Source organism: Streptomyces sporangiiformans, from assembly GCF_005768555.2.
In the GTDB taxonomy this organism is placed as follows: domain Bacteria; phylum Actinomycetota; class Actinomycetes; order Streptomycetales; family Streptomycetaceae; genus Streptomyces; species Streptomyces sporangiiformans.
This window is the reverse complement of record NZ_VCHX02000269.1, coordinates 1-9440: the sequence shown is the minus strand read 5'-3', so window position 1 is coordinate 9440 and position 9440 is coordinate 1. Positions and strand designations below refer to the sequence as shown.

Genomic DNA, 9440 nt, shown 5'->3' with positions numbered 1-9440 from the left:
GCTGCGTCCCAGCGCCGCGGACACGGCGGCAGCACGGGACGCCGTACGGCAGGCGGCGGGCAGGCGGTCGGCGCGCGGCGCCGAGCAGGTGGTGCAGGTGCAGATCGGACGGCTCGAAGTGACGGCGGCCGGCTCGCCGTCGGGCGGCGGGAGCCGGCGGCCCGCCACCGCGGCACGCCCGGCGGCGCGGCTGAGCCTGGCGGAGTACCTGGAGCGAGGGCGCGAGTGAGGAACGTACGACGGACCAGACGAACTTACGACGGACCAGAGGGACCAGAAGGACCAGAGGGACTGAGGAACTGACGTCATGAGCAACGCACTCGCCATCGCCCACGTCACCCAGGCCCTGGCCCTGCTGATCGAGGCCAATCTGCAGCCCGAGATCGACATGGCCGTCAAGGTCGAGCCACGCAAGCCGCCGGCCGATCCGCCGACGGAACCCACCATCACCGTGTTCCTGTACCAGGTCACGCCCAACACCTCGCAGCGGAACAACGACGTGCCCACCCGCGCGTCCGACGGCACGCTGCTCAAGCGGCCCGCCGCGGCGCTGGACCTGCACTTCCTGATCAGCGCGTACGGCGAGGAGACGGAGCTGGTCGGCCAGCGGCTGATCGGCTCCGTGGTGCGCACCCTGCACGAGATACCCATCCTCCCGAAGGACGTCATCGAACAGGTCGGGGAGCGGCCCTACTTGGCGGGCAGCGATCTGGCCGAGGCGGCACAGCGCGTGCGGTTCACGCCGACGGTGATGGACATCGACGAGACCTCGAAGCTGTGGGGGATGCTGCACCAGACCCCGTACACGCTGTCGGTGGTGTACCAGGCGGCTCTCGTCTTCATCGAGGGCCGCGAGGTGCCGGTCCCGGCGAAGCCGGTGGAGCGGCAGACAGTACGGGCGCTGCCGTTCGGGGCGCCCGGGGCGCCGGTGCCGCCGGTACTGCCGGGCGGCGCCAAGGCGTCGCAGGAGGGCGAGAGCGGTGCGTCCGCGTCCACGCCCGGGCACGGCGGGCAGCGCGGTGGGGCTTCCGAGAAGGCGCCGGAGAAAGCGCCCGGAAAGGCGGTCGCGAAGGCTGCCACCAAGGCGCCCGCCAAGCCGGAGGCGAAGGCTCCGGAGAAGGCCCCCGCTGTCGCGAAGGCTCCGGGGAAGGAGCCCGCCAAGTCTGTCGCGAAGGCGCCCACGAAGGCCGCGGCCAAGGCGCCGGGCCGCGCCCGCAAGGCGACGCAACCCGGCAAGTCCGCGCGTGGCGTGGCCAGGAGCACGGGCGCCGCGCCTTCTCCGGACTCCGCTTCGGACTCGCCTTCGGAATCCGCCTCGGACTCCGGCGCGGACTCCCCCTCGGATTCCTCCGCGGCGGGTGGCGCCGAGGGCGCGGAGAGCTGAGACGGCGTGGGGACAACGGGGGCAGGTGAGGACATGGGGACGTACGAGACAGGCGCGGGAGACGAGGCTGAGGCACCGGGCGCCGGCCCGACGCTGACCGCGGAGATCCGGCGTGTCCTGGCCCGCGTCGACGCCCACGCGGCGCGCGCGGCCGGTCCGGGCACGGCACCGGAGGCCGACGACGGCTCCGGCCATCGTGACGGTGCCGTCAGCCACGTACAGAACCCGGCGGGCCCCGCGACCGCCCCCCTCGACGCGCTCGTCGGCTGCTTCGGCCTCACGCCCTTCGAACGCGACCTCGTACTCCTCACCGCCGCCTACGAGTTGGACCCCACGACCGCCGCCCGTTGCGCCGCCGCCAGCGGTGACCGGAGCGCGCGTACCCCACCTTCTCGCTGGCCCTGGCTGCCCTTGCCGAACCGCACTGGAGCGCCCTCACCCCGGTCGCACCGCTGCGGCGCTGGCGCATCGTGGAGCTGGACGACGTCTCGCGCCTGACGCTGTCCCGGCTGCGGCTCGACGAGCGGATCCTGCACTTCCTGCTCGGCTCGCCCTACCTGGACGCCCGTCTGCACGGCCAGCTGCGCCGCACCCCGGTGCCGGAGGAGTTGCCGCCGTCGTACGACCTGGCCGCGAGCCGTGTCACCGCCGGCTGGACGACCGCCGCCCGACCGGACGCGCCGCTGCTCGTCGAGGTGGTCGGCGGCGATCTGCGCAGCCGCGCCGACATCGCCGCCGCGGCGGCCGCGCGCTCCGGACTCGCCCTGTACTCGATGAGCGCCGAGGACATCCCCACCGACGCCGCCGAGCGCGACCGGCTCGCCCGGCTGTGGCAGCGCGAGGCGATCCTGCTGCCCGCCGCGCTGCTCGTCGAGGCCGGCGAACTCGACCGCGACCAGCACGCGGCCACCGACGCGTTCCTGGCCGGGGCCGCTGTCCCTGTCGTCGTCTCGAGCAGCGATCCGCGCCCGTCCGACCGGCCGCACGGCGAGCGGATCACCGTGCCGCGCCTGGACGACGAGGAGCAACTCGGCCTGTGGACGGGTGCGTTCGAGGACGTCGTCGACATCGAGGAGCGGGAACTGCGGTCACTGGTCGCACAGTTCCAGCTGCCGCCGCATGTCGTACGTTCCGCCGCTGCCGCCGTACGCCGTGATCTGCCCGGCGAGGACGAGCTCGGCGCCGCCGCGCTCGCCTGGCGGGCCGGGATGAACGAGGCCCGGATCGGCATGGACGAGCTGGGCCGGCGTATCGAGCCCGAGGCGGGCTGGGACGACCTCGTCCTGCACGAGCGGCAGACGAGCGTGCTGCGCGAGATCGTCGCGCATGTGCGGCAACGGGCCACCGTGCACCAGGAGTGGGGGTTCGCGGCGACCCTGCGTCGTGGACTCGGCGTCACCGCCCTGTTCGCGGGCGGCTCCGGGACGGGCAAGACCCTGGCCGCCGAGGTCATGGCCAAGGAACTCGGCCTCGATCTCTTCGTCATCGACCTCTCACAGGTCGTCAGTAAGTACATCGGTGAGACCGAGAAGAACCTCCGCAGGGTCTTCGACGCCGCCGAACGCGGCGGCGCCCTCCTGCTGTTCGACGAGGCCGACGCCCTCTTCGGCAAGCGCAGTGAGGTCAAGGACAGCCACGACCGGTACGCCAACCTCGAGGTCAGCTATCTGCTGATGCGGATGGAGGCCTACCGGGGCCTGGCCATCCTCACCACCAACATGAAGAAGGCCCTGGACACGGCCTTCATGCGCCGTATCCGCTTCGTCGTGGACTTTCCGTTCCCGGCCGAGCACGAGCGCGCCGAGATCTGGCGCCGGGTGCTGCCGCCGCAGGCCCCGGTCAAGGACATCGACCCGCGGCTGCTCGCCCAGCTGACCGTCGCGGGCGGCTCGATCCGCAACATCGCCCTGTCCGGCGCCTTCCTCGCCGCCGAGGAGGGCGACCGGCTGCAGATGCGGCACATGCTCGCGGCCGCCCGTACCGAGTACCTCAAGCTGGAGCGCTCGCTGACACCGGGGGAGGTGCGCGGATGGGTGTGAACAGGGATCCGCGAACGGATGCGGGCAGGGACGCGGGCAGGGACACGCGAAGGGACGCGGGCAGGGAACCGAGTGCGATCCGGGTGAACATCGGCGAACTCGTCCTCGACGGCTTCCAGGTGGATCAGGACCGGGTTTCCGCCGAGTTCGAGCACGAACTGACCCGGCTGGTACGGGAACGCGGCGTGCCGCTGGCGGCGGACGGTGCGGTGACCGTGGACGCGCTGTCCGGCCTGCCGCCGCTGCCTGCCGGGCTGTCGGCGCGACGGCTCGGCCAGGAGCTGGCGCGCGCCGTGCACGCGGGGCTCTCCGGCCGCGGGGAGGTGACCCGGTGAGCGACAACTCCCAGACCCAGGACGCCCGTTCGGAGCAGGCCGCCGAACAGCGCCGCCGCAAGCGCAAGGAGCGCGCGGCCAAGGCCCGTACACCCGAGCCCAAGGACATCGTCAGCGGCGCCGGCCAGCCGCTCGACGCCGGCGTGCGACGGGAGCTGGAGGAACAGCTCGGGCACGATCTCGGCCGCGTACGGCTGCACACCGGGCGGGACGCCGGGCAGCTGACGGAGATGCTCGGCGCGGACGCCGTAGCGGTCGGCCAGGACATCTTCTTCCGCGAGGGTGCCTACACCCCCGGCACGGCGGAGGGGCGGCGGCTGCTGGCGCACGAGCTGCTGCACACCGTCCAGAGCCCTTATGGGGCGGGCCCGTTGGTGGCCGGCCGCGACCTCGGCGCCGTCAGTCTGCCGCAGGAGGCCGCCGAGCAGGAGGCGGAGTCGACGGCGCAGCGACTGATGCGCGAGGAGACCGCGGCCGAGGTCCCGCAGCCCGTGGACGTCGAGCAGGGCGAAGCCACCCCCGCCTGGATGCGCTACGCCACTGTCGACGCGGACCGCATGCGCGCGGAGAAGCTCGACCCTGCGGGGCTGGTAGAGCGCCTCGTCGGCAGCGTACTGCGCTCGCTGCGTGGCGATCCGGCGGACGTCTCCCACCGTGTCCGCATCGAACTGGCCCGTATGGCCCCCGAGTTGCAGGACTCGGTGCTGGACCGGCTCGAGGTGCGTCTGTCGTCGCCGGAGTACGGGCGCCTGCTGGACCTGGTCGACGAGGTCGAGCAGGAGACGCCGCTGCCGATGGACGGAACCCTCGCTCCGGAGGCGATCCCCGACACCATCGACGAGGTCGAGCAGGAGCGCGAGCGCAAGCGCGCCGACGTACAGGCCGCTGAGGAGAACAAGGAGAAGGCGAAGGACGAGCGCCGTAAACGCACGCAGCGCCGCAAGGCCGAGGCCCCCGAGCGGGAGAACACGCCCGACCGCAACGCTGGGGGCGGCAGCGGTAGGGCGGCCGGTCCGAAGGGCTCCAACGGCTCCGGCAAGGGCGTCGGCACGGAGTCCGGCGAGCAGGAATCCATCGACGGCCGCAGCGCCCGTGAACAGGACGGCAAGCAGCAGGAGAGCGAGCAGAACGCCGAAGAGGCGGACAAGCAGAAGCGGCAGGACCAGGACAAGGAGGAGCAGAAGAAGAAGGACGAGGAGAAGTCCCAGAAGGAAGCCGCCCGCGAGAAGGAGGAGCAGGAGAAAAAGGACGACCAGGAAGAGGAGGGGAAGGGAGAGAAGAAGGAGCAGGAGGAGTCCGGGGAGAAGGACGAGCAGGAGCAGAACAAGGAGGACGAGAAGGACTCCGGCAGCCGGGAGGAGGAGCGCGAAGCCGGGAAGAAGGAGGCCGAGTCCACCGCCGAACGGGAGCGGGAAGGCGAGGGCGACAAGGCCGACGAGGAGAACCGGAAGCAGAGCGCGAAGACCTCCGGCGGCATCGACCGCAGTGACGCGGAACCGGGCGAGAGGGACCGCCAGGGCGGTCACGGTAAGGACGACGAACGCGCCGCCGAGGAGGAGGACTCCGAGGACGACGAACCGCTCGGTCTGGAAGAGGATGGCGCGGACGAGGCTGTCGGCCTGAACGACGACGCCAAGGATGCCGGGGACGAGGACGACGAGCAGAGCGCCTGGGACACCGAGATCAAGCCCCAGGACCATGTTCCCGAGGGCGACTTGGACGTCTCCGGCGTGCAGACCGCGGACCGGATGGCGCGGGGCATGTCGTCCGAGGGCAGCTCGGCCTCGACAGCGCGTGGCGTCCAGGACTCCGCCCGCGACGGAACGGACTCCGCCCAGCAGTCCGGCAACCGGGGCGGTACGGCCTCCGGGAAGCCGGCGGACGGCGACCGCAAGGAGCCTGGCGCGGCGCAGGGCGTCCAGGGCAAGCACGGCGTTCCGAGCGTGCAGAAGCCTCCGCCCACAAAGGCCGACGCGGTCGAGGACGCCCGTGCGGAGGAGGACGCCCAGGAGGGCGCGAACGGCCCGGCGGAGCGGAACGAGGCCGGCGCCCAGGCCGACAAGGACTTGCAGTCCGGCAAGACCGCCGAACAGGAGGTCGGCCCCGACCCCGAGGCGGGCGCGGACAGGGACGGCGACGAGAACGGCAACCCGGACGGGCAGAACGCCGAGGAGGGCCCGGACGGCGAGTCCGGCGGCCCTGGCGACGCGGAGACGAAGCAGGAACGCGCCGAGGACCGCGCTCGGGACTCCGAGAACCGTCGCGCCGAGGAGAACTCCGGCGAGGAGTCCGGCGAGAGGAGCGAGGGCGGGAACACCAAGGACGGCTCCTCCGAGAGGCTCGCCAAGGCCGACGAGGACAAACGCGGCCAGGCCACCGGGTCCGGCGGCTCCGGCAAGGGCTCGGGTGAGAAGCAGGACGGCGCGAAGAGCGGCCCGCAGGAGGGTACGGCCACGGAGGGCACGAAGGACTCCGATTCCTCCGGGGAGAAGTCCGGCGACAAGGGCTCGGGCAAGGACCAGCAGTCGGGCTCCGAGGAGAAGAGCACCAAGGAGTCCGGAGAGAAGGGCCCCGGGAGCACGGGCTCCGCGAGCAAGGAGCCGGATTCCTCGGACGGTTCGTCCTCCGGGGAGAAGCAGGCGGAGACGTCGGGGGAGAAGGCGGAGGACGACGGGGCCACGAAGGAGGCCTCGGCGGGCAAGGGGCAGGCCACCGAGGAGGACAAGGCCGCGGGGGAGGAGTCCGCCTCCGCGGAGGCGGCCCCGAAGGTGTCCGAAGGCGCCGGCGCAGGCTCAGGTGCAGGCGGTGGCTCGCAGGGAGACGGCGGCATCCCGGCCGTCTCGCAGGCCGCCGGCAAGTCGTCCGCACCGAAGGAGACTGCAGCCCCCAAGGCGGACGCGCCGGCCAAGCAGGAGAAGCCGAAACCGGAGGCCAAGAAGGCCGCCAAGGCGGCGAGGGCGGCACAGCCCGCCCCGAAGCAGCCCGCTGCCGCCAAGTCCGCGCCGCCGAAGCCCTCCGCACCCAAGGCCGATGCGTCCAAGTCGGCGTCGGCGAAGGCAGCCAAGGGCGGCGGACCGGCGCCGAAGGCCCCCAAGGGCGGAGGCGGAGGCGGCCCCGCCCCGCTGAAGGGCAAGAAGGACGGCCCGGCACCCAACGTCTCCAACTCCACACCCGAGGCCGGTCTCGCGGCCGCCGGGAAGCTGAAGCCGCATCAGGCGCTGCAGACCATCCAGGGCGTCGACGGTGCCGTCAACAAGTCCGTCGGCAAGGAAAGGGCGGGGCTGGAGAAGGCCCCGCCGAAGATGGAACGCCCCTCCGGCTCGCCCAAGACTCTCCGCGGCGGCCCGAAGCCGGCCGCTCCCGGTCAGTACACCAACCAGAAGGTGGCCAAGACCGACGCGGCGAAGGGCAAGACCCCGGAGATCAACGGGGAGCAGAGGCCGAAGGGCGAGCTGCCCGAGTCCCAGGCGGAGGAGCCGAGTTGGTGGGACATCGGCGGCACCCTCATCAAGGAGATCATCAAGCGGATCCTGCCCGGCAAGGTCGCCGACTCCATCGACTCCATGAAGACCACCGACGACGGCCTGCAGGGCGCGCGCGTCGGTGACGCGCCGAGGCTGCCGACGGACGCCGACGCCGACCCGGAACGCACCGACAAGCAGCAGAAGAAGCTCGACGAGAAGAGCCAGGAACTGCAGAAGGCCGGCCGGGAAGACGCCGCCCGGCCGATGGGCGAGGACCAGATCTACCCGGACGTTCCGAAGGAGACCCTCGAGGCCAAGGTCGACGGCGGCAAGGGCGGCGACAAGGGTGCCAGGGGCGGCGGCCCGCGCGGCGGGAAGGCCCCGGGCGCCGGCGGACCCGTGACCGTCGAAGCCGTCTCCGCCGTGGCCGAACACGACCGCGGGCCGCAGATCAAGCGGGGCTTCTCGCAAGGCCAGAAGCAGATGTCCAAGGAGCGGGCCGACAAGGAGAAGAAGGCTCAGCAGGACAAGCAGCGGCACGAGAAGAACGTCCGGCAGGAGGTCTCCTCCAGCGGCAGGACGCAGGAGGACGCGCGGAACAAGGGCCGTTCCGACGTGGCCGGCGCCCGTGACAAGTGGCGCAAGGAGCAGGACGACAAGACCGCCGACATCGAGGGCAAAAAAGGCCAGAAGTACGACAAGGCCCGCAAGGACATCAAGGAGAAGAAGGAGGACACCGACAAGAAGGTCGACAAGCGCACCGAGGACGACAACAAGGAGATCGACAAGAAGCGCGAGGGTGCCGAGAAAGACGCCGAGAACAAGCGGAACGACGACAAGGAGAAGTCGGGCAACTGGATCAGCCAGGGCATCGACTGGGTCAAGGAGCAGTTCAACAAGCTCAAGAACGCCATCAAGGGCATCTTCGAAAAGGCCCGCAACCTCGTCACCGGCATCATCGACGAGTTCAAAAAGCAGGTCTTCGACCTCATCGACAAGGCCCGCGACTGGGTCGTCAAACAGATCAATGACTTCGCCGACGCCCTCATCGCCCTCGGGGACGAACTCCTCAAGGACTACCCGGCGATGCGCGACAAGTGGCGCAACACGATCGACGGCGCCCGCGACGCCGCGGTCAAGAAGGTCAACGAGGCCGCGGACGCACTGAAGAAGGGCATCGGCAAACTCCTCGACGGCCTCGCCAAGGTCCTGCTCGCCGGCCTGGACCTGCTGGAGAAGGGCCTGCTCGCCGCGGTCTCCGTCGCGGAGACCGTCGTCACCAAGGCGATGGAGTACGGCGGCGCCCTGCTGAAGGGCCTCGGCGAGTGGGCGCAGATCGCGAGCGACATCGTCACCGACCCGGGCGGCTGGATCAGCAACGCCAAGGCGTCCGCGGAGAGCGGCGCCCGCAACCACCTCTTCAACGAGGTGAAGGCCGCGGTGAAGGAGTGGTTCAACCAGAAGGTCCAGGAGATCATCGGCATCCCCCTGGAGACCTTCAACACCCTCATCAAGGGCGGGGTGAGCAAGGAAGAGATGGCCAAGATGGCCTGGGACGCCGCCGTCCCCCAACTCCCCCTCATCATCGGCGAGCTGATCGTCACCAAGGTCGTCGCCAAGCTCATTCCGGGCGCCGGCTGGGTCATGGCCGTCATCGACGCGCTGAAGACCGCCTACGGAGCGCTGAGCGAGATCCTCCGTGCCTTCGGCACGTTCATGGAGTACCTGAAGGCCGTGAAGGCCGGCGGCGCGAAGGCCGCGATCATGTTCGCCAAGGCCGTCGCCGCCGGCGTCGTCGCCCTGCTGGAGCTGATCTACGAGGCCCTGATCAGCGGCGTCGGTAAGTACATGGGCAAGGTCAGCAAGTCGCTGAGCGGCATGGCGAAGAACATGCGGAAGAAAAAGCCCGCACCACGCGCCAACAAGCCCCGCTCGCCGCGCAAGAAGCCGGCGCCGCCCAGGAAGTCCGACCGCCCGGAGAAGGAGGCGCGCCCCGAGAAGCGGCCGTCTCCGGAGAAGAAGCCTCGCCAGCAGGAACAGCGCGACCGGGCGAAACAGGAGGAGAGGAAGGACCGCAGGGAGGAGCGCCGCGAGGAGGGCAAGGACGTCAACCTCGCCCGCCGCCGCGTGCGCGACGCCAACCGCAAGCTCCGCGCCCGCGACGCCGACGGCCGCCGCGACCGCGACGACACCCCGCGCCGCGGCGTCGCCCGCGACA

At 71.2% G+C, this 9440-nt stretch carries 3 protein-coding genes and 2 pseudogenes; all 5 read left to right on the top strand.

Features of this window, described 5'->3' with window-relative positions:
* Nucleotides 1-229 (top strand): annotated as a pseudogene (locus FGD71_RS35765) (hypothetical protein); the annotation flags it as partial.
* 78 nt (nt 230-307) lie between these two features.
* Complete coding sequence (locus tag FGD71_RS49785) at nt 308-1384, top strand: Pvc16 family protein (RefSeq protein ID WP_119104711.1); 1077 nt, start codon at nt 308-310, stop codon at nt 1382-1384.
* Nucleotides 1385-1417: 33 nt separating this feature from the next.
* Nucleotides 1418-3423, top strand: a pseudogene (locus tag FGD71_RS35755) (ATP-binding protein).
* On the top strand, nt 3414-3758 hold the full coding sequence (locus FGD71_RS35750; protein WP_240436931.1) for a hypothetical protein: 345 nt from the start codon (nt 3414-3416) through the stop codon (nt 3756-3758). Before FGD71_RS35755 ends, FGD71_RS35750 begins: the two are co-directional and overlap by 10 nt.
* A partial coding sequence (locus FGD71_RS35745) for an eCIS core domain-containing protein (protein WP_119104709.1) occupies nt 3755-9440 on the top strand: 5686 nt, incomplete at its 3' end. The genes FGD71_RS35750 and FGD71_RS35745, both read left to right, overlap by 4 nt.

Bases quoted from the DNA above. Each gene is read 5' to 3' on its own strand.
- FGD71_RS49785 (WP_119104711.1), top strand. From the start codon at position 308: ATGAGCAACGCACTCGCCATCGCCCACGTCACCCAGGCCCTGGCCCTG.
- FGD71_RS35750 (WP_240436931.1), top strand. From the start codon at position 3,414: ATGGGTGTGAACAGGGATCCGCGAACGGATGCGGGCAGGGACGCGGGC.